This window comes from Actinomyces bovis (assembly GCF_900444995.1).
Taxonomy (GTDB): Bacteria; Actinomycetota; Actinomycetes; order Actinomycetales; family Actinomycetaceae; genus Actinomyces; species Actinomyces bovis.
This window is the reverse complement of the sequence record NZ_UAPQ01000001.1, coordinates 431,367-450,820: the sequence shown is the minus strand read 5'-3', so window position 1 is coordinate 450,820 and position 19,454 is coordinate 431,367. Positions and strand designations below refer to the sequence as shown.

General features: G+C 64.0%; 20 protein-coding genes. 18 read left to right on the top strand and 2 right to left on the bottom strand.

Going from position 1 to position 19,454, the window contains the following annotated elements:
- Positions 1-1,512: a phosphotransferase gene (locus DR039_RS01920; protein WP_111835698.1), complete on the bottom strand. Its 1,512-nt coding sequence runs from the start codon at positions 1,510-1,512 to the stop codon at positions 1-3.
- Positions 1,513-1,850: 338 nt separating this feature from the next.
- Here DR039_RS01920 and DR039_RS01910 point away from each other — a divergent pair, with 338 nt between their 5' ends.
- The 7 genes from DR039_RS01910 to DR039_RS01880 all read left to right on the top strand — a co-directional run bounded on the left by DR039_RS01910 (position 1,851) and on the right by DR039_RS01880 (position 6,531).
- Positions 1,851-3,143 (top strand): CpaF family protein, encoded by a 1,293-nt coding sequence (locus tag DR039_RS01910; protein ID WP_111835696.1) that lies wholly within the window; start codon positions 1,851-1,853, stop codon positions 3,141-3,143.
- Positions 3,143-3,994 carry a type II secretion system F family protein gene (locus DR039_RS01905; protein WP_111836006.1) on the top strand — a complete coding sequence of 284 codons (852 nt, stop codon included), beginning with the start codon at positions 3,143-3,145 and terminating at the stop codon, positions 3,992-3,994. Before DR039_RS01910 ends, DR039_RS01905 begins: the two co-directional genes overlap by 1 nt.
- The gene (locus tag DR039_RS01900; RefSeq protein WP_111835695.1) at positions 3,991-4,902 is read left to right on the top strand and encodes a type II secretion system F family protein; all 912 of its coding nucleotides are present in this window, start codon (positions 3,991-3,993) and stop codon (positions 4,900-4,902) included. Before DR039_RS01905 ends, DR039_RS01900 begins: the two co-directional genes overlap by 4 nt.
- A 67-nt stretch (positions 4,903-4,969) precedes the next feature.
- Positions 4,970-5,164, top strand: coding sequence for a hypothetical protein (locus DR039_RS01895; RefSeq protein WP_111835694.1), 195 nt, complete (start codon positions 4,970-4,972; stop codon positions 5,162-5,164).
- A complete protein-coding gene (locus DR039_RS01890; protein WP_229116733.1) occupies positions 5,154-5,582 on the top strand; it encodes a TadE/TadG family type IV pilus assembly protein in 429 nt (142 codons plus the stop codon). The genes DR039_RS01895 and DR039_RS01890 overlap by 11 nt, the downstream gene beginning before the upstream one ends.
- Positions 5,579-6,040, top strand: a complete 462-nt coding sequence (locus tag DR039_RS01885; protein ID WP_111835693.1) for a peptidase T4 — start codon at positions 5,579-5,581, stop codon at positions 6,038-6,040. Before DR039_RS01890 ends, DR039_RS01885 begins: the two co-directional genes overlap by 4 nt.
- Positions 6,037-6,531: a glycosyltransferase gene (locus DR039_RS01880; protein ID WP_111835692.1), complete on the top strand. Its 495-nt coding sequence runs from the start codon at positions 6,037-6,039 to the stop codon at positions 6,529-6,531. Before DR039_RS01885 ends, DR039_RS01880 begins: the two co-directional genes overlap by 4 nt.
- 23 nt (positions 6,532-6,554) lie before the next feature.
- On the opposite strand, the gene DR039_RS01875 is transcribed toward DR039_RS01880, so the two are convergent.
- Positions 6,555-6,911, bottom strand: a complete 357-nt coding sequence (locus tag DR039_RS01875) for a CBU_0592 family membrane protein (protein ID WP_229116732.1) — start codon at positions 6,909-6,911, stop codon at positions 6,555-6,557.
- Between the two features lie 87 nt (positions 6,912-6,998).
- Between DR039_RS01875 and DR039_RS01870 the strand changes: the two genes are divergently transcribed.
- The 11 genes from DR039_RS01870 (at position 6,999) to DR039_RS01820 (ending at position 19,409) form a co-directional block, all read left to right on the top strand.
- Positions 6,999-7,913 (top strand): LysR family transcriptional regulator, encoded by a 915-nt coding sequence (locus DR039_RS01870; RefSeq protein ID WP_111835691.1) that lies wholly within the window; start codon positions 6,999-7,001, stop codon positions 7,911-7,913.
- Positions 7,914-8,123: 210 nt separating this feature from the next.
- The gene (locus tag DR039_RS01865) at positions 8,124-9,218 is read left to right on the top strand and encodes a BMP family lipoprotein (RefSeq protein WP_111835690.1); all 1,095 of its coding nucleotides are present in this window, start codon (positions 8,124-8,126) and stop codon (positions 9,216-9,218) included.
- A 105-nt stretch (positions 9,219-9,323) separates the two neighbouring features.
- A complete protein-coding gene (locus DR039_RS01860) occupies positions 9,324-10,898 on the top strand; it encodes an ABC transporter ATP-binding protein (protein ID WP_111835689.1) in 1,575 nt (524 codons plus the stop codon).
- Entirely contained in the window at positions 10,895-12,139 is a 1,245-nt protein-coding gene (locus DR039_RS01855) for an ABC transporter permease (protein ID WP_111835688.1), read from the top strand. Before DR039_RS01860 ends, DR039_RS01855 begins: the two co-directional genes overlap by 4 nt.
- Positions 12,136-13,410, top strand: coding sequence for an ABC transporter permease (locus DR039_RS01850; protein ID WP_111835687.1), 1,275 nt, complete (start codon positions 12,136-12,138; stop codon positions 13,408-13,410). Before DR039_RS01855 ends, DR039_RS01850 begins: the two co-directional genes overlap by 4 nt.
- 16 nt (positions 13,411-13,426) lie before the next feature.
- On the top strand, positions 13,427-13,843 hold the full coding sequence (locus tag DR039_RS01845; protein ID WP_111835686.1) for a cytidine deaminase: 417 nt from the start codon (positions 13,427-13,429) through the stop codon (positions 13,841-13,843).
- A gap of 51 nt (positions 13,844-13,894) precedes the next feature.
- Positions 13,895-15,178 carry a thymidine phosphorylase gene (locus DR039_RS01840; RefSeq protein WP_111835685.1) on the top strand — a complete coding sequence of 428 codons (1,284 nt, stop codon included), beginning with the start codon at positions 13,895-13,897 and terminating at the stop codon, positions 15,176-15,178.
- 71 nt (positions 15,179-15,249) lie between these two features.
- Complete coding sequence (locus DR039_RS01835; protein WP_111835684.1) at positions 15,250-16,200, top strand: sugar-binding transcriptional regulator; 951 nt, start codon at positions 15,250-15,252, stop codon at positions 16,198-16,200.
- Between the two features lie 146 nt (positions 16,201-16,346).
- A complete protein-coding gene (deoD, locus tag DR039_RS01830) occupies positions 16,347-17,054 on the top strand; it encodes a purine-nucleoside phosphorylase (RefSeq protein WP_111835683.1) in 708 nt (235 codons plus the stop codon).
- Between the two features lie 17 nt (positions 17,055-17,071).
- Positions 17,072-17,725, top strand: coding sequence for a deoxyribose-phosphate aldolase (deoC, locus tag DR039_RS01825; protein ID WP_111835682.1), 654 nt, complete (start codon positions 17,072-17,074; stop codon positions 17,723-17,725).
- 1 nt (position 17,726) lies between these two features.
- Positions 17,727-19,409, top strand: coding sequence for a phospho-sugar mutase (locus tag DR039_RS01820; protein ID WP_111835681.1), 1,683 nt, complete (start codon positions 17,727-17,729; stop codon positions 19,407-19,409).
- Positions 19,410-19,454 lie beyond the last annotated feature (45 nt).

Sequence of the window (19,454 nt, the reverse complement as noted above, 5' to 3'; positions counted from 1 at the left end):
TCATTCCACTGGGGCGGAGGTGAGAATGTCTTCGTCAGCCAGATCATCAATCAAGCCAATGGTGCTCGCAGAAAGCCTGGGTGACATTGACACGGACGGTCTCGACGCTTTGGCCGGAGCAGCTGCTTTCGACGACGCAGCCGGTTTATGTGCTTTGGCCGGAGCAGCTGGTTTGGATGAGGCGGCTGGTTTCGACGCTCCTGTCGGTTTCGACGTCCCTGTCTGCTTCGATGCCCCTGCCGACTTAGCCGGTTTGGCCAGCGCCGCCGGAGAGAGCTGCGATAGCTGCTCCGTGGCGGGAGCTTGGCTGAATGCGGGTTGGTGTGAAGCCACCCCAATCGGTTCGGTCGGCGGGGCGACCTGATGCAACTGCTCAGTGCGGTCAGCATCTGCAGACGTCTGCGGGGCAGATTTCTCCTGCTCCTCCAAGCCCACTTCAGCCACGTCTAGAGTCATATCGTCCGGGGAGGCCACCCGGGCAGCTGCCACCGGAGCTAGGCGCGGCTCAACCTCCTCCACCAGCGGCTCATCACCCACCTGCTCCAACAGGTCCCCCAGCATGGTGACTGCGTCCTGAATGACGGTGTCGTTATTTGAGTGCACGCCGTGCATAAGCCAACGGACCAGCCCCAGCTCACTGACCAGCTCCGCGCGGTCCCGCAGGTGTTTGTCCACCCCCTCCGAGCGGGCAATGTCGTAGCCGTTCTCAATTGAATCCAAGCAATCAAGCGGGACTGAGGCATAGATCCAAGCGAGATCTTCAGCCGGGTCACCCACATGCGCCTGCGCGAAGCCACGCATGCCAACCACACCGCCGCCAGCAACCAGCACATTCTCCTCCGCGAGGTCACCGTGCACCACCACGGGGCGGAATCGCCACAAGGCAGCATGGCGCAAAGCTTGGCGCCACCGGCTCAGCAGAGGAGCGGGAAGGTGACCGGTGCGCTCGGCCACGTCCAGCAACTTGGCCCAGCGCAGGCGCACATCGTCAGCCGTATAGACCGGCAACCCGGCCTCATTGATCACCGAGACCGGCATTTCGTGTAGTTCCCCAAGGGCGCGGCCCAGGCCGGAGGAGAGCCCAGGGCCGGGGTGCAGGCCGTTGAGATCAATTGGGGATCCGGGCAGATGAGTGCGCACCTGAATATGCGTGCCGCTTAGGCGCAGAGCCCCGGCCACCCGCGCTACTTGGAAAGTCAGGCGACCGTCGTCTGCGATCCGGCCAATGCTGCGCAGCACTCCGGCCTCCGCTTCCAGGGCCGCACCAGTGGCGTCATCGTGCGGCTCCAGCACTTCCCAGGTGCGCCCCGCGGTGTCCACCACTCCCACCACCCGCAGTTCCTGGGAATCGGACTGGGGGGTAGTCAGGCGGGACGGGTTCAGGCCGGGAACAGCAACGGAGGCAAGTGCTGCCAAGGAAAGTGCGGAGCGCCGCCGATTGGTTGGCGCAATAGCACGCACAGAACCCGCCGTCGGGGCTTCATTGGCTGACGGCGTGGAGGAGTCGGACATGTGACCACCGTATGCGAGTGCGGGCCTGGATTGCCAGAGCCACGATCGGCTGATCTGCCCCCGGGTCTAATCTCAAGGAATGAGTGTTGGGGCGGCGCCAAAATCTGGCTGGCTGTTGGCGCCCATGAACTCCTCCACCACCATCTTCGCGGCTTACCTCAAGAAGTTATCCACAGATTGGACAGATAGTTCCCATGAGACCTTCAGGGCCCCTAGCCTTAGGGCTATCTCATCTTGCTGCGTGGTGAGCACCAACCAGGTTCCTGAAACCGCAGCCCGCGCAGAGAAGCGCGAGTCCCTGAAAACTGATCCCTGAACAAACTGCCTGAGAGGTTACCTTGGACGCTGCCGCGATCCTGAGCGCGGAGGTGCGTGAGCTGGTGCGGCGCCGCGGCGTCGACCCACTTCACGATGTCAACGCCTTCGAATCCCTCGTCTCCGAGGCCGGAGCGGACTACCTAAGTCGTGCCGACGCCGGCCTGGTACCCCCAATGACGGATTACGACGCCGCTACCCAAGCAGCCTTTGACGCCCTCGCTGGCGCTGGCTCCTTGCAGCGCTATCTGGTTGACGACGCCGTTGAGGAGATTTGGGTAAATGGAGATGACCGCGTCTTTGTGGCTCGCAATGGCCGCTCTGAACTGACCACCACCATCCTTGAACCCGGTGAGCTCCGCGTGCTGGTGGAGCGGATGCTGCGGGTCTCCGGGCGCCGCCTGGACCTGTCCAGTCCCTTTGTGGATGCCCAACTGCCCACGGGTGAACGCCTGCACGTGGTCATACCGCCGATCACCTCAGGCAATTGGGCTCTGAATATTCGCAAGCACACCACCCGCTCCGCGCGCACTGCGGATCTGGTCCGCTTGGGCTCCCTGTCCAGTCAGGCTGCTGCTTTCCTGGATGCTTCCGTCCGCGCCGGTCTGAATCTGGTGGTCTCTGGCGCTACCCAGGCGGGCAAGACCACCATGGTGCGCGCTTTAGCTGGGGCCATCCCCGCCAGTCAGCGCGTTATCACCTGCGAGGAAGTCTTTGAACTCTCCCTGGCCGCGCGCGACTGCGTAGCCATGCAGACGCGCGCCGCCAATCTGGAGGGCGTCGGTGAGATTACCTTGCGCCGCCTGGTCAAAGAGGCTCTGCGTATGCGCCCTGACCGCCTTCTAATTGGCGAGGTGCGCGAGGCTGAGGCCTTGGACCTGCTGATTGCTATGAACTCGGGCATCCCCTCCATGTCTACGCTCCACGCCAACTCTGCGCGTGAAGCGGTCATCAAACTCTGCACTCTGCCACTGCTGGCAGGGGAGAACGTCAGCTCTGCTTTTATTGTGCCCACCGTCGCCACTGCCGTGGATCTCGTGGTCCACCTGGATATCGACGCCGAAGGCCGCCGCAGCGTCCGGGAGATCGCCGCCGTACCCGGGCGGGTGGAGGAGGGCGTGATCGAGCTGGCGGATGTCTTCCGCCGTGACCAGCAGGGGCAGCTCGTGCGTGGCCCCGGCCAGCCGCCCCGTCCGGAGCGATATGCCCGGGCTGGAGTGGACCTGCCCGCACTCCTGGCAGTTGCACAGCCACCGGTGGGTGGCGCCGTGCCGCCACTAGTAGCCACGGCGCCAGCAGCGGGGGTGTGGCGCTGATGGGGCTTGTCGCTGGGGTTTTGGCCGGATGCGGATTGTTGCTCATCTGGCTGGCCTTTACTACTGAGCCGCCGACTTGGCGCTCAGAGCGTTCGCGTCGCCTGGCTGACCTGCTGGTTCAGGCAGGCGTTGGCCGCACCAGCCCCACCGCCTTCCTCCTGGGTTCCCTGCTGCTCGGCGCTTTTGTGGGTCTGTTCTTCCTGGGTTTCACTCGCGCTTGGCCGGTGGCCTTGGCCTTTGGGAGCATCGCAGCTCTGGCACCGTTTTGGGCGGTGGCGGCGCGGGCGCGCTCACGCCGTACTAGTCTGCGCGAGGTCTGGCCGGAGGCGGTTGACACGCTGGTCTCTGGGGTGCGTGCGGGAATGAGCCTGCCAGAGGCTATTGCTGCCCTGGGGCAGAAGGGGCCGGAGGCTGTGCGGGCTGAGTTCGCAGCTTTCGCGGCGGACTACACCGCCACCGCCCGCTTTGACCTATGCCTTGACCGCCTCAAGGACCGCTTCGCTGACCCGGTGGCCGACCGCATCGTGGAGGCCTTGCGCTTGGCTTATGAAGTGGGCGGCGTGGAACTTGGCAATCTGCTGCGGGCCCTGTCCCGCATGTTGCGTGAAGACCTGCGCACCCGCGGTGAGTTGGAGGCGCGCCAGTCTTGGACGGTGAATGGTGCCAAGGTGGCGGTGGCTGCTCCCTGGTTGGTTTTAGCGCTCCTGTCTACTCGTCCGCAGGCGGCCGCTGCCTACGCCACCGGTACTGGGGCCATGGTGCTGGGTATTGGCGCCGTCGCCTCCGCCGTGGCCTATTGGCTCATGCTCCGCCTGGGGCGCCTGCCGGAGGAAGAGCGGGTGCTGCGATGAGACTTGGAGCGATTTGTGGTGCCGGGGTGGCCTTGGGGCTGCTCTTCTTGCTGACTGCCTGGCGGGCCAGCAGACCGCGGCTGGTGGATCGTGTGGCGCCATATATGCGCTTCCGGCGAGGCAGTCAGGCGGTGGTAGTCCAGGCCCCCGCTCGCACCGTCTCCGGCGCACTGCTCGGATCACTGGGCGCAGCCGGGAGTTTCTTCGAGTCCATCGGTTCCTCTGACGCCTCAGTGCGGCGGCGCTTGCGTCGCAGCGGCAGCACGCTCACCGTGGAGGAAGTGCGACTGCAACAGGTTCTGTGGGCTGCCGGTGGCATCGTCGCGGTGGTGGCCCTGGGGCTGCTGGCTCGCACTTTCAGGCCGGTGAACCTGGCAGCGGTGGGGGTTTTGGCCATGGTGGCTGCGGTGGCTGGAGCGGCCGCACGCGACTGGTGGCTGGCTCGGCAGGTGGAGCGCAGGCACCGCGCGATTGAGGCAGAGTTGCCCGACGTCGTCGAGTTGCTGGCGCTGGTCGTGGGGGCCGGGCAGGGGCCGGTTGCCGCCATGGAGAGGATCGTTTCGCTGGGTCGCGGCGCACTGATCGACGAGTTTGCGCGGGCCCTGGCAGACGTGCGCGCTGGCACCACCCTGTCTGCCGCCATGGGGAGCATGGCTGAGCGGGTGGGCGCCGCCAGCGTCACTCGTCTGGCCGACGCCGTCGCCGCCGCCCTAGAACGCGGCACCCCCTTGGCGGAAGTACTCCGCGCCCAGGCCGCCGACTCACGCGAGGCCTCCCGGCGGCGCTTAATTGAAGAAGGCGGACGCCGAGAGATCGCTCAGATGGTGCCGGTGGTCTTCCTGATCCTGCCAATCACTGTGGTCTTTGCGCTTTTCCCCGGCTTGCTGGTCCTGCGCCTGGGCTTGTGAAGCCAGGAAACCTGCCACGCATCGTCTCGAACCTGTCCCTGAGAACCGCTTCCTAAGGAGGAGCAAGATGAAACTCCCAAACCACCAGGCTTTGGCCGTCCGCTGGCGCCGGTTTCTGGCCACTGAGCGCGGTGATGTGCCCGGCTGGGTGCTGGTGACCCTGATGACTGCAGGCTTAGTCGTGGCGCTCTGGGCGGTAGCTAGCCCAACCCTGACCCGGGTATTCACGCAGGCGATCAATAAGGTCACCGGTGGTATCTGAGCTGCGTAAGCGCCATCCGGAGGCTGGCTCCGCCCCCGTGGACTTCGCCCTCGTTTCCGTGCTGGTGGTGGCGCTCGGCCTAGCCGTGCTACAACTGGCCTTAGGCCTACACGTCCGCAATGTGCTTACCGACGCCGCTGGAGAGGGCGCTCGCCGTGCAGCCCTGCTGGGTGGGACCGAGGCTGAAGCCCAGGAGCGCGTCTCCGAGCTGGTGTCTCAAGCACTAACTGCGGATTACCTGCAGGAGGTGCAGGTGACTCGCACCAGTCGCAACGGACTAGCAGTAGTTCAGGTAACTGCTACCGCTCCGCTTCCAGTCATTGGATTGCTTGGCCCCGGAGGCACCCTGCGAGTAACCGCGCATGCGGTGGACGAGGCGGCGCTTACCAATGACCACCCACCCCAGGAGAAGCCATGACTAGGCTCCGCCGCAAGCTGCATGCGCTCAGACGGCTCCTGAGCCTGGAAGTGGGCAATGCCTCCGTGGAGTTCCTGGGCTGGAGCCTGGCCGTGTTGATTCCAGTCGTCTACCTGGTGGTGGTGCTGGCGCAGGTGCAGGCAGCGAGCTTTGCCACCTCCGCCGCTGCCCAGTCCGCCACCCGCCTGCTCCTAACCCATCCGGGCGCCGAAGGGGTGGCCCTAGCACGCAGCTCAGTTGCCCTCACGCTCACAGATCAGCGCATCGACGCCGCGCAGGCCGCTAATGCCCTCACGCTGGAGTGCTCACAGCCGGACTGTGCTGGGGGAGAGGCGGTGGCTCGGGTTGCGGTAGGCGTGGACCTGCCATTGCTGAGTTCAGTTGGCTTGGGTCGCGACGTCGTCATGATTCAGGCCACCCGGCGGGTCACGCTGCCTGCCAAGGAGGCCCAGCCATGAATCGGCGGGCACAGCAGCTACGGCGTCTGCTCCACAAGGCTCATGCGCAGGCAAAGCAGGAGGAGGGGCAGGTGATGCTCCTGGGGATCGGCATTATCGCGGTGGTGCTGGCGCTGGTGTTGGTGGTGGCCTCCGCCACCGCCGTCTACCTGGACCTCAAAAGACTCACTGGCCTGGCGGACCTCGCCGCTGCCAGTGCTGCCGCCAATGTGGATCAGCCGCAGTACTTCCGCACCGGCGCTAATGCGGACCATCCCCTGGACGACGCCGGCGTCAAGCAGGCGGTGCGCCGCTACCTAGCGCAGAGTTCCCCAGAGGGCGGCCTAAGCAATGTGGAACTAGTTAGCGCCACCAGTCCAGACGGCGTCAGTGTGCTGGTGCAGCTGCGCGGATACTCCAAACCACCGTTTCTGCCCTGGGGAGTTATCAGTGCGGAAGGATTTACCCTGCGCGCCCAGGCCTCTGCCCGAGTGGTCAGCCGCCGCGGCTAAAGCCGGATCGCCTTGGCGCTGCCTCAGTTCTGTGGCAGCGAGGCCGTCGCCAGAGCTGTGCGGCGCTGCCGCCGGTCCTGGCGCCAAACGGAGACTGCCTGGACGCGTGCATGGGCCAGCTGTGCGATGTAGGCGCGCTTGACGGTCAGCAGGATATTCGCCCCCACCAACAGGTAGAAGACGTTAGCGACGGCACTGGGCCAGGCGCCGGTGTGTGCGCAGTTGACCAGTAGCAGCACTGAGGCGGAGAGATTGAGCGCCTGGTAGCGCAGTGAGTCTCCGGCTAGACGGCCATTGGAGACCAGCAGGTAAGCGAGCAAGAACTCGGCGGCGCCGATCCAGCCGCCAACCGCAATGAGCACATCCACCACGTCATTCACGGGCCGCATCCTGAACCCTCAGCAAGCTAAAGATCAATTGCATCCAATTTCAGATGGGATGTAGCAATACTGAACTACTCTGGTGGGGTGAATATCTCCGCCCACCGCATCAACGTGCTCCTAGCAGTGCAGCGCGCCGGAGGCGTTGTGGCAGCTGCGGATCAGCTGCATCTGACTCCCTCTGCCGTCAGTCAGCAGATCAAGTTGCTGGAGAAAGAAGTCGGCGTGCGTGTGCTTGATCGCACACCCGCTGGCGCCACACTTACCCAGGCTGGCCGGGTCTTGGCGGAGGCTGCCGAGAGAATCGAGGCCGAGCTCGCCACCGCCCGCCGCGAGTTGGCGGCGGTCGACTCCCAGGCCCCCGCAGGTACCGTCCGCATCGGTTCATTCTCCACCGCCATCCGGGCCCTCCTGCTGCCGCTGCTGGCAGACCTGGAAGCCGCCTACCCCGGCGTCGAACTGGTGATTGAGGAGGTGGAGGAGCGTGCCGCCCTGACCCGTCTGCGGCACGGCGAGTTGGACTTGGCGCTCCTTGAGCGTGACGAGCACACCCTGCCCCCGGCGCCTAGGGCGATGGCGGATGTGCCGCTGCTGGACGAGTCTTGGCTGGTGGTGGTGCCTCCGGGCAGCCCCGCGCCCACGAACCTGGTCGACCTAGCTGGAGCCACTTGGATCAACTTGGATCCCGATACCGCAGGCGCCTCCGCGCTTAATCGTCTGGCCCAGCAGATCGGTGGTCCCTTGGAGAGTCGTCACGTAGCCTATGACTATGACGTGGTGCTGGCTATGGTCAGTGAGGGACTCGGGCATGCGCTGCTGCCGGAGTTGGCGGTGCACTCTGGTTTTGTTCCCGACGGCGTGGTGGTTGCTCGCCTGCCAGGCTTGGGGAGTCGGCAACTCGTTGCTCGGCATCGGGCCACCCGTTCTGAGCCCTCACAGGCCGTCAAAACAGTCATGGAAGCTCTGCTGGCGCGGGTAGAATCGCTTGAGTTGGGGCGCTAACTACCCCAACTGCGGTGCCGCCCTGCCGCAGCCAAACCCCTCGACACTCCGCTGACCGCTTGACAGAAAGCGGGTGCCCGGAAGACACTATTTGTCAAGCGTCAAAGCGGAAATTGACATTCGTTCACCCCGGCGGATGTCACCAGTTCTGACGAGCGGCACAGCGCCGCACCTGTTCAAGGGCGAACAACCAATCGGAGGAAGCACGATATGAAGACTATCCCCAGGATTCTTGTGGCCGTGAGCGTGACCTCACTCGCCCTTGCCGGCTGCGTGGGCTGTGGCTCAAACAGTGGTGACTCGAAGGGCGGTGCCAAGGCTGGCTCGAACTTCAAGGCTTGCGCTATTTCTGACGCCGGCGGTTGGGACGACAAGTCCTTCAACGAGTCCGCCTTCCAGGGCCTCAAATCCGCTGAGAAGAACCTCGGTATCAAGACCAACACCGCTGAGTCCAACTCCGACGCTGACTTCCAGCCCAATGTTGAAGCCATGGTCTCAGATGGCTGCAACCTCCTTATCGGCGTGGGCTTCAAGCTTGAGCAGGCGCTCCACAAGAGCGCTGACGCCAACAAGGACCTGCACTACGCCTTGGTTGACTCCGGCTTCACCGGCCCCGACTCCAAGCCGATGACCATAGCTAACGGTCGCCCCCTGCTGTTCAACGCCGCTGAGGCTGCCTACCTGGCTGGTTACGTCGCCGCTGGAATGACCAAGAGCAATAAGGTCGCCACCTTCGGCGGTATCTCCTTGCCCTCCGTCAACATCTTCATGGACGGCTTTGCCGACGGCGTCGCTGCCTATAACCAGGCCCACGGCACCAGTGTTGAGCTACTCGGCTGGGACAAGGCCACCCAGAATGGCGCCTTCACCAACAGCTTCGATGACCAGGCCCTGGGCAAGCAGCAGGCTCAGCAGTTCATTGACCAGGGTGCCGACATCATCATGCCGGTGGCGGGTCCGGTGGGCCTCGGGGCTGCCGCTGCCGCCAAAGCTGATGGTGACACCTACATCATCGGAGTGGACTCTGACTGGTACGAGGCCAACCCCGACTACAAGGAGATCATCCTCACCTCGGTGAAGAAGGAGATCGGCGCTTCCGTGGAGCAGGCCATTAAGGACTCTGTGGACGGCAAGTTCTCCTCTGAGTCCTACGTTGGTTCGCTGGCCAACGGCGGCGTGTCCATCGCCCCGTTCCACGATTTCGACTCCAAGGTTCCCCAGGAACTCAAGGATGAGGTCACCAAGCTCACCGAGCAGATCAAGAAGGGTGAGCTGAAGGTCGAGTCCAAGAACACCCCCAACTGACGTCCTGCTGAGGGTGCGGCGGAGCGCTGCTGCGCCGCACCCTCAGCTTTCATCAGGGCCCACCTCGGCGAAAGCCAGGCCGGGTGAGCGGAAAGTCTGGCAGCTGTGAAACTTGAACTCAGGGGCATTACCAAACGCTTCGGGCCCCTCGTAGCAAATAACCACATTGACCTCACCGTCGAGGAAGGCCATATTCACGCCCTCCTAGGGGAAAACGGTGCAGGTAAATCCACCTTGATGAACGTCCTTTACGGGCTCCACCAGCCTGACGAGGGAGAGATTCTCCTCGACGGCGTGCCGGTGGTCTTCAATGGCCCAGGCGACGCGGTTGCCGCAGGTATTGGCATGGTGCACCAGCACTTCATGCTGATCCCCGTGTTCACGGTGGCCGAGTCCATCGCACTGGGATACGAGCCGTTAGGCAAAGCCGGACTTATCGACGTCGCCAAGGCCCGCAAGACTGTTCGTGAAGTCTCCGCGCGATTCGGCTTTGATCTGGACCCAGACGCCCTTATCGAAGACCTGCCAGTTGGCGCCCAGCAGCGGGTAGAGATCGTCAAGGCCCTGTCCCGTGACGCCAAGGTCCTCATCCTTGACGAGCCCACCGCCGTCCTCACCCCGCAGGAGACGGATGAACTCATGGGGATCATGCGTCAGCTCGCCGACGCTGGCACCTCCATCGTTTTCATCACCCACAAGCTCCGCGAGGTGCGCGCCGTCGCGGACGACATCACGGTGATCCGCCGCGGTGCAGTTGTGGGCACGGCTTCACCCCAAGACAGTGAGGCAGACCTAGCCAATAAGATGGTTGGTCGCTCCATCATGATGCGCGTCCAGAAGGAACCCGCCAAGCCCAGTGGTGGCGGCCTAGCCTTTAGGGATGTTTCCCTGCTTTCCTCCACCGGCTCAGTGCTCTTGGATCACATTGATTTCCAGGTTGAGCGCGGTGAGATCGTTGCTATAGCAGGTGTGCAGGGCAACGGCCAGACCGAGCTCGCGGAAGTCATTTTGGGCTTGCGCACCCCTAACTCCGGCAGCATCAACCTGGAGGGCATGGATATCACCCGTACCAGCCCTGGCAAGTCCCTGCGCGCCGGAATTGGCTTCATCCCTGAGGATCGCAGCACTGACGGCATCATCGCCTCCTTCTCCATCTCCGAGAACCTGGTGCTGGACCAGTTCAAAGAGCCGCAGTTCTCCAAGGGGGCCGTGCTCAAGCTAAAGGCCATTGAGCGCAATGCCCACGCCAAGAAGGAGGAGTACGACATCCGCCTTACGCAGGTGGAGGACCCAATCTCCTCACTGTCTGGTGGAAACCAGCAGAAGGTCGTGGTGGCCCGCGAGATTTCCAAGGATCTGAACTTGCTGGTAGCCAACCAGCCCACACGTGGTGTGGATGTGGGCTCCATTGAGTTCATCCACAAACGCATTGTCGCCGTGCGCGACCAGGGCACTCCGGTACTCCTGATCTCCTCTGAGTTGGATGAGGTCATCTCTCTGGCTGACCGGATCGCAGTGATGTACCGCGGGCAGATTGTGGGCATTGTGCCCGCAGATACCTCCCGTGAAGCGCTGGGCCTCATGATGGCTGGTGTCCCCAAGGAAGAGGCGCTGGCCTCCCAGGAAACGACGACGGATGCCGCCAGCAAGTTGCGGCCTAGTGAGGAGGCTGCCCGATGAGCACAGCAAAGCAGCAGTCAAAGGGCATGATCGTCCTGCGTCACCTGCTGAGCGCTAAGTGGTTTGTCTCAGTGCTGGCCGTGGTGGTGGCTTTTGCCCTGGGCGCGGTGCTGATCGTGATGGCAGGAGCCTCCGTGGGGGAGGCCTACTTCGCCATGTTCCGCGGCGCGATCTTTGACCCCACCGCCGCCACCACCCAGCGGCAGATCAAACCCATAACGGACTCCCTGTTCTATGCGACTCCGCTAATTATCGGCGGCTTGGGTTTGGCCTTCGGCTTCCGGGCGGGCCTGTTCAACATCGGTGGCCAAGGGCAGGTGATCTTCGGGGCGCTAGCCGCCGCCTGGATCGGCCTGGCCAGTGGCTTCCCGCCGATCGTGCACACCATGTTGGCCCTATTCGCAGCCATGCTTGCCGGTGCAGCATATGCGGGCATCGCCGGTGTCCTTAAGGCCCGCACGGGAGCTAACGAGGTGATCGTAACGATCATGCTCAACTCCATTGCATTCTTGGCGCTGGGCTACACCCTGTCCAAGGAGTCCTGGCAGGTACCGGGATCCCATCAGCCACAAACCCCCAACCTGGCCGACACTGCGGTCTACTCCCACCTGCTGCCCTCGCCCTTCAAACTGCATTCGGGCATCCTCGTGGCGGTTATTGCCGTGGTGATCTTCTGGTGGCTGATTGACCGCTCCACCATTGGCATGCAGGTGCGTGCTGTGGGAGCCAATCCCGCAGCTGCCCGCACCGCCGGTATCCCCGTTGGTTGGGTCACTACCTTGACCATGGCTATCTCTGGCGCATTCATGGGAGTCGCCGGTGCGAATGAAGCCTTGGGCACCATTGGTTATGTCTCTCGTGACGTGGCGGGTTCCATCGGCTTTGACGCCATCACCGTGGCTCTGTTGGGGCGCAACAAACCCTTAGGCACGCTTGCCTCCGGTCTCCTGTTCGGGGCTTTCAAGGCGGGTGGTTACACCATGCAGGCCAAGGGTGTGCCCATCGACATGATTCTGATCCTGCAGTCCGTGATCGTGCTGCTGATTGCGGCACCCGCGCTGGTCCGCTGGATATTCCACCTGCCCAGGCCTAGCCGCCTGAGCTTGCGTGAGGAGCTGGCGGCCATCGGCGGCGGAGGCAACGTCGTCGCCACCGAGGCAGTGGCTGAGGCTACAGCCATGGCTGACAGTGAGGTTAAGACCGAGGACGCTTCGGTGGAGACGAAGGGAGAGGCCCGATGAGCGCGCAGACCGCTCCGGCCCAGGTACAGGCCAAGCGTGCCTGGAAAATGCCGGTCAGCTACCTCCTGGCCACACTGCTGCTGGCTTATATGGCCTGGACCGCCAAGGGAGACGTCACCGTCCGCCTGAAAGACAAGGCTCAGAGCCTGTCTATCCCGGACATCGTGAAGCCCGGTGCCCCCATCCTCCTAGGCTTGCTCGTAGTCGTAGCCCTGGTGGCCGCCTGGAGTTGGTTTGCCACCTTGACCCGACGCCGGGAGTCCCGCCTGGTTGCCGTGGGGACCATGAGCCTGGCGGCACTGGCCACAGTATTGGGCTTCCTAGTCTTCGCGGGCACAGGTTCTTCCGGCGTGCTGACCCTTACCTCAGTGCTGGTATCCACCATCGCGATCTCTACCCCACTGATCTTTGGGGCCCTTTCCGGCGTGGTCTCAGAGCACGTCGGCGTGGTCAACATCGCCATTGAGGGTGACCTCTTGGTGGGTGCTTTTGCTGGCGTCATGACGGCTTCCCTCTTCCAAAGCTCCTATCTGGGACTGGTAGCCGCACCAATTGCAGGTGCCCTGCTTGGTTGCTTGCTGGCGCTGTTCTCCGTCAAGTACGGCGTGGACCAGATCATTGTGGGTGTGGTGCTCAATGTGCTGGCTTTGGGCTTGACCACCTTCTTCTACGGCACCCTTATGAAGCACTCGCCGCAGACTTTGAACACCAACCAGTTCTCTCTCACACCAATCAAGATTCCCGGCTTGGTGGAGATTCCGGTAATTGGGCCGGTGTTCTTCAACCAGACGCTGCTCGTATATCTCATGTACGCAGCCGTGGCCTTCCTGAGCATCTACCTGTACCGCTCCCGTTGGGGCCTGCGGCTGCGGGCCTGCGGTGAACACCCGCGCGCTGCAGACACGGTGGGTATCAACGTCAACCGCACCCGTGCCCTCAACACGATTCTGGGCTCCGCCTTCGCGGGCCTGGGCGGCGCCTTCTTTACCCTTGGCCAGGGCCTGTCCTTCACGGACAACATCTCCTCAGGCAACGGGTATATCGCGCTGGCAGCCATGATCCTGGGCAAATGGAACCCGCTGGGTGCCATGGGCGCGGCCATCATGTTCGGCTTCGCGGAGGCGGTGGCACAGATGCTGCCCAACGTCGCGCCGCGGATTCCCTCCGACCTGGTCGCGATGATCCCCTACGTGGTCACCGTGATCGCGGTGGCTGGCTTTGTGGGCCGGTCCCGGCCTCCGGCAGCGGAGAACATCCCCTACGTCAAGTGAGGTTGAGGAGTCAGGCATGCAGATCCCCTGGGAGGAGCTAACCGCCACCGCCGTGGCGGCAATGCGCAAGGCCTATTGCCCATACAGCGGCTACCCGGTGGGCGCCGCCGGACTGACCGAGGACGGTCGCGTGGTCTCAGGCTGCAACGTGGAGAACGCCTCCTACGGCTGCGTCCTGTGCGCTGAGTGCGGCATGGTGAGCCAACTCGCCATGACCGGCGGAGGCCGCCTGGTAGCTGTGGCTTGTGTCAATGGCAATGAGGAACCAGTGGTGCCCTGTGGTCGCTGCCGCCAACTGATCTTTGAACATGGTGGGAACCAGTGTCAGGTGCTCATGCCCTCCGGGGTCATGCCCATGAGTCAGGTGATGCCAGGGGGCTTCGGCCCCACCGAGCTGGAGGCGGTTCCCACCAGCGCCTACAGCAACCACTAAATCGCACCCAATAGAACTGTGGGCCCAGCGCCCTGGAAAGAGAGGCAGCAAATGGAACAGTTCGACGTCGTCGACGTTATCCGCACCAAGCGGGACGGAGGCAGGCTCTCCTCGGAGCAGATCGCCTGGACCATTGACGCCTACACCCGCGGCGCCGTTAAGGACGAGCAGATGGCTGCACTGGCCATGGCGGTATTCCTGCGCGGCATGGAACGCGATGAGATCGCCGAGTGGACCCAGGCCATGATCGACTCCGGTGAGCGCATGGACTTCTCCGGCATTGGCCGCCCCACCGCGGATAAGCACTCCACCGGAGGGGTAGGGGACAAGATCACGCTGCCCCTGGCACCGCTGGTGGCCAGCTTTGGGGTGGCTGTGCCGCAGCTGTCTGGGCGGGGCCTGGGCCACACCGGCGGCACCTTGGACAAGCTGGAGGCTATCACCGGTTGGCGTGCCTCGTTGAGCAATGAGGAGATCATGCACCAGCTAGGCCAGGGCTGCGGCGCGGTGATCTGTGCGGCCGGAGCTGGCCTGGCACCGGCAGACAAGAAGCTCTACGCACTGCGGGATATCACCTCCACAGTCGACTGCATTCCGCTAATCGCCTCCTCCATCATGTCCAAGAAGATCGCTGAGGGCACTGACTGCCTGGTCTTGGACGTGAAGGTCGGCTCGGGTGCCTTTATGAAGGACCTAGACCAGGCCCGGGCGCTGGCCCGCACCATGGTTGACCTGGGCAAGGACGCTGGCGTGCGTACCTTCGCTTTCCTCACCGACATGTCCACCCCCCTGGGGCTGAAGATCGGCAATGCCCTGGAGGTGGAGGAGTCCGTGGAGGTGCTGGCGGGAGGGGGCCCAGCCGACGTCGTCGAATTAACCCTGGCGCTAGCCCGCAAGATGCTGGAAATGGCCGGGCAACCCGACGCCGACGTGGAGGCGGCACTTAAGGATGGACGCGCCATGGACACCTGGCGGGCCATGATCCGTGAGCAAGGTGGCGATCCGGAGGCCACCTTGCCCACCTCCAAGCTCACGCACCAGGTAACCGCTGCTCAGGACGGCGTGCTAGAGCGCCTAGACGCGCTCGCGGTAGGCGTAGCTTCCTGGCGTCTGGGGGCGGGGCGCGCCGTCAAGGAGGACCCGGTGCAGGCTGGTGCGGGCATTGAAATCCACGCCAAGCCCGGCCAAACGGTTCGCCAGGGGCAGCCCCTGCTGACCCTGCACACTGACGATGAATGGCGCATTGCCCGCGCCCTGGAGTCACTGGAAGGTGGCGTGACCATCGGCAGTGCTGCGCCGGCGAGCGGCTCCGTCCTGCTGGATCAGGTGGAGTAGCTGGCTCGGTAGCGGGTGCTCATAGGCAAGCACCACCAATGAGGCCAGGGAGAACGACGTAGGGAAAACAGATGGACAAGCGCGACGAGCAGGCTCTGACAGCAGTCCGACTGTATTTCGAGCGTGGCCTCAGTCAGGCAGAGGTAGCTACTGCCATGGGCTTATCCCGCCCTACCGTCGCCAAGCTCATTCAGCACGGCAAGGACGCCGGATACGTCACGGTCGTTATCAACGACCCTCGCGAGACCTCCTCTGAATTGGCCCGCAAGCTCCAGGAGCGCTTTGGCCTGGAGGAGGTTCGCGTGGTGCACGCCCCCATCTCCAATGACGCCGAGTTGCTGGAGGGCTTGGGGCGCGTGGGGGCGGAGCTAGTAAATGACATAGTCAAGGACGGCATGAGCGTAGGGGTTTCCTGGGGGCGCACGATGAGCGCAATTGCTGCGCAGCTGCGGCACACCACCCGCCGGGATGTGCGCATTGTCCAACTCAAAGGCGGATGCTCCTACTCCGAGCAGGCCAATGACGACTATGAGGTCATGCGGGCTTTTTGCGACGCCTTCAACGCCGCCGCGCTCTACCTGCCTCTGCCGGTGGTCTTTCAGGACGTCACCACTTTGCGCATTGTGGAGCGTGACCCTCATATTGCTGCGATTCTCCAGGCGGGGCGCAACACCGACGCCGTGGTCTTCACGGTGGGGGCCGTCAACCAGGAGAGCCTGCTGCACAGTCACAACCAGCTGAGCCAAGCCGATCGCAAGGCCTTGCTGGGGCACGCCGTCGGGGATGCCTGCTCCCGTTTTTTCACCGCCGACGGCGCCGTAGCCGCCCCGGAGGTTGACGAGCGCACCGTCGGCACCACCCTGGCAGACCTTGCTTCCAGGCCGGTGCGGGCGCTGATAGCTGGTGGGCAGGGCAAGGCTCGGGCGCTTAGCACCGCCCTGCAGATGGGCCTGGCCACGCATCTAGTAGTGGACCAGAAGCTCACTCTGACGCTGCTCAACGAGGAGGCCCCGGCCACCTGAGAGGAGGGCGCGTCAGAGCGCAACCCACCACCAATAGGAACAAATGTAAAAATAGAAAATAACAAAGCGCTACCATGGGAGTAGAGCTCCCGGCAGCGCCACCGCTCAGCCAAGCAGATGAACCACCCAGCACAGAAGGAATGACGATGAAGTCCACACCGCACATCAACCCCCAGGCCCCCATCGCTGAGACGATCCTCCTGCCAGGCGACCCCCTGCGCGCCAAATTCATCGCCGAGACCTACCTGGAAGACGCCAAGCAGTTCAACTCCGTGCGCAATATGCTCGGCTTCACCGGCACCTACCAGGGCACCCAGGTATCCGTAATGGGCTCCGGCATGGGCATCCCCTCCATCTCCCTGTACGCCTGGGAACTCATCCACGTCTACGGCTGCAAGAAGCTCATCCGCGTGGGCACCTGCGGCGCCATGCAGGAAGGCATCAACCTTTACGACGTCGTCATTGGCCAGGCCGCCTGCACCAACTCCGCCTTCATAGACCAGTACAACCTCCCCGGCACCTACGCCCCGATAGCCTCCTACCGCCTGATCGAGGCCGTACGCGAGCGGGCCAAGGCCAATGGCGTGACCACACACGTCGGCAATGTCCTGTCTTCTGACGTCTTCTACCACGCCGACCCCACCTTCAGTGAGCGCTGGCAGAAGATGGGAATCCTGGCCGTAGAGATGGAATCCGCGGGCCTGTACGCCACTGCCGCTCACGCCGGAGTTGAGGCTCTGGGTATCTTCACCGTCTCTGACTCCCTGGTAACCGGCGCGGAGACCACCGCCGCTGAGCGCCAGAGCGCCTTTACCCAGATGATGGAGCTCGCGCTTCCACTGGCAGCAATCTGAACCAAGGAGTCAAAGCAATGAAGAAACAAGAAGTTGCCCGTCTGATCGACCACACCCTTTTGAAGCCGGAAGGCACGGCGGCGGATGTTACCGCCTTGGTGGCTGAGGGGGCTGCCCTAGGCACCTGCTCGGTCTGCGTTTCACCCTCAATGCTGCCGCTTGAGACCCCAGAGGGCTTGCTGACCGCCTGCGTGGTGGGTTTCCCCTCCGGGGCGGTCAAGCCCGAGGTTAAGGCCTTTGAAGCCGCTCAGGCCGTAAAAGACGGCGTAGACGAGGTGGATATGGTCATCAATTTGGCTCTCGCCAAGGAGGGCCGTGCCGCCGAGCTGCAAGCTGAGATTAAGGCCGTGCGTGACGCCGTTCCCGCGCCGCGCATCCTGAAGGTAATCATTGAGTCGGCTGCGCTGAGTGACGAGGAGATCGTCATGGCCTGCCAGGCCGCTCAGGCCGCAGGCGCAGACTTCGTGAAAACCTCCACCGGCTTCCACCCCGCCGGAGGCGCCTCTACCCACGCGGTTGCTCTTATGCGCGCCACCGTGGGGGAGGGCATGGGCGTTAAGGCCTCCGGAGGCATCCGCGACGCCGCCACCGCCGTCGCCATGATTGAGGCTGGCGCCAACCGCCTGGGCGTCTCCGCTACCAAGGCCATCCTGGCCGGGCTGGAGGACTGAGATGAGCCAACAGGAGCTACTGGAGCGCGCCCAAACCTGGGCGGCCCACGACCCCGACCCGCGTACCGCCAAAGCCCTACAGACTGCCGTGGAAGCAGCGCAGTCAGGGGAGGCGGCGGCGCTGGAAGAAATCCGCGCCGCCATGGCCGGGCCACTGGAGTTCGGCACCGCTGGGCTGCGCGGCCAGATCGGCCCGGGCGAGTCCCGCATGAACCTAGCGGTGGTCATCAAGGCGACGGCGGGGCTATGCGCCTTCCTAAAGGCCAGCACCAGCCGGGTGCCGCGCGTGGTTATCGGCTGCGACGCTCGCCACGGCTCCGTGGACTTTGCGCGCGCCGCCGCCCGGGTGATCTCGGCAGCGGGCTGCCACGCCCTAGCCCTGCCCGTCATGAACCCGACGCCGCTGACTTCCTTCGCGGTGCGCCACCTGGATGCTGACGCCGGCATTATGGTCACCGCCTCCCACAACCCCGCCCAGGACAACGGCTACAAGGTCTACCTGGGTGGTTCGGTGGTTACCGACGCCGGGCAGGGCGCCCAAATCGTGCCGCCATACGACGGGCAGATCGCCGCAGCTATCGCCGCCACTCCGCCAGCCGACCAGGTGCCCCAGGATGAGTCCAGCATCGAGCAGGTGGACCCACGCCAGGCCTATATTGCTGCCGCCACCAAGCTCGCCTCCGCTGGCCCACAGAAGGCTGACCTCAAGATCACCCTGACCGCCATGCACGGCGTGGGCGCCAAGCTCACCGAGCAGGTGCTGCACGAGGCGGGCTTCCCACAGGTGCAGATGGTGGCGGAGCAAGCCGAGCCGGACCCGGACTTCCCAACCGTCTCCTTCCCCAACCCGGAAGAGCCCGGCGCACTGGACCTGGCCATGGCTCAGGCCAGCGCCAATGGTTCAGACCTGATTATCGCCGTGGACCCCGACGCCGATCGCTGCGCCCTGGCCATCCCTGAAGCCAGTGCCCCCCAGGGTTGGCGTCAGCTTTCCGGCGATGAGATCGGCTCACTGCTGGGGGAGTACCTAGCGGCCCGCGCCCCCAAGGGCGCTGTGCTGGCCAACTCCATCGTCTCAAGCCGCTTGTTGGAGCGCATTGCCATTGGGCACGGCCTGGAGTACCAGCACACACTGACTGGCTTTAAGTGGATTGCCCGCACGCCCAGGCTGGCTTTCGGCTACGAGGAAGCCATTGGCTTCTGCCCGGACCCCGCCCAAGCGCGTGACAAGGACGGCATCGCCACTGCCGTGGTGGCTGCCTCCCTGTTTGCTGGGCTCAAGCAGCAGGGACGCACTGGCGCGGACGAACTGGAGCGCCTAGCCCGCGAATACGGGCTATACCAGACCATGCCGCTGACCTTCCGGGTGGAGAAGCTAGAACTCATCGCGCAAGGCATGGAGCAGCTGCGGCAGCGCCCACCGGCGGTGCTTGCTGGCTCACCGGTCAGCTCCGTCACCGACCTCTCCCAGGGCTGGGATGGGCTGCCCGGGACCAACGCCATCATGGTGCTCACTGAGGCCAATGACCGCGTAATTGCGCGCCCTTCCGGCACTGAGCCCAAGCTCAAGTGCTACCTGGAGGTGGTGCTGCCCGTCACCGAGGGCGCCCCCGTGCCCTGGGAGCAGGCCCGGGAGCGGCTAGAGCAGATCAAGCAGGAGTTCGCTGCCGCCATCGGCATCTGAGTTTTGCTTCAGGCAGGCCGCCCGGGAGCCCACACCAGCAGGTGG

Bases quoted from the DNA above. Each gene is read 5' to 3' on its own strand.
- DR039_RS01855 (WP_111835688.1), top strand. From the start codon at position 10,895: ATGAGCACAGCAAAGCAGCAGTCAAAGGGCATGATCGTCCTGCGTCAC.
- DR039_RS01835 (WP_111835684.1), top strand. From the start codon at position 15,250: ATGGACAAGCGCGACGAGCAGGCTCTGACAGCAGTCCGACTGTATTTC.
- deoC (WP_111835682.1), top strand. From the start codon at position 17,072: ATGAAGAAACAAGAAGTTGCCCGTCTGATCGACCACACCCTTTTGAAG.
- DR039_RS01865 (WP_111835690.1), top strand. From the start codon at position 8,124: ATGAAGACTATCCCCAGGATTCTTGTGGCCGTGAGCGTGACCTCACTC.
- DR039_RS01885 (WP_111835693.1), top strand. From the start codon at position 5,579: ATGACTAGGCTCCGCCGCAAGCTGCATGCGCTCAGACGGCTCCTGAGC.
- DR039_RS01820 (WP_111835681.1), top strand. From the start codon at position 17,727: ATGAGCCAACAGGAGCTACTGGAGCGCGCCCAAACCTGGGCGGCCCAC.
- deoD (WP_111835683.1), top strand. From the start codon at position 16,347: ATGAAGTCCACACCGCACATCAACCCCCAGGCCCCCATCGCTGAGACG.
- DR039_RS01840 (WP_111835685.1), top strand. From the start codon at position 13,895: ATGGAACAGTTCGACGTCGTCGACGTTATCCGCACCAAGCGGGACGGA.
- DR039_RS01880 (WP_111835692.1), top strand. From the start codon at position 6,037: ATGAATCGGCGGGCACAGCAGCTACGGCGTCTGCTCCACAAGGCTCAT.
- DR039_RS01845 (WP_111835686.1), top strand. From the start codon at position 13,427: ATGCAGATCCCCTGGGAGGAGCTAACCGCCACCGCCGTGGCGGCAATG.
- DR039_RS01850 (WP_111835687.1), top strand. From the start codon at position 12,136: ATGAGCGCGCAGACCGCTCCGGCCCAGGTACAGGCCAAGCGTGCCTGG.
- DR039_RS01900 (WP_111835695.1), top strand. From the start codon at position 3,991: ATGAGACTTGGAGCGATTTGTGGTGCCGGGGTGGCCTTGGGGCTGCTC.
- DR039_RS01905 (WP_111836006.1), top strand. From the start codon at position 3,143: ATGGGGCTTGTCGCTGGGGTTTTGGCCGGATGCGGATTGTTGCTCATC.
- DR039_RS01895 (WP_111835694.1), top strand. From the start codon at position 4,970: ATGAAACTCCCAAACCACCAGGCTTTGGCCGTCCGCTGGCGCCGGTTT.
- DR039_RS01920 (WP_111835698.1), bottom strand. From the start codon at position 1,512: ATGTCCGACTCCTCCACGCCGTCAGCCAATGAAGCCCCGACGGCGGGT.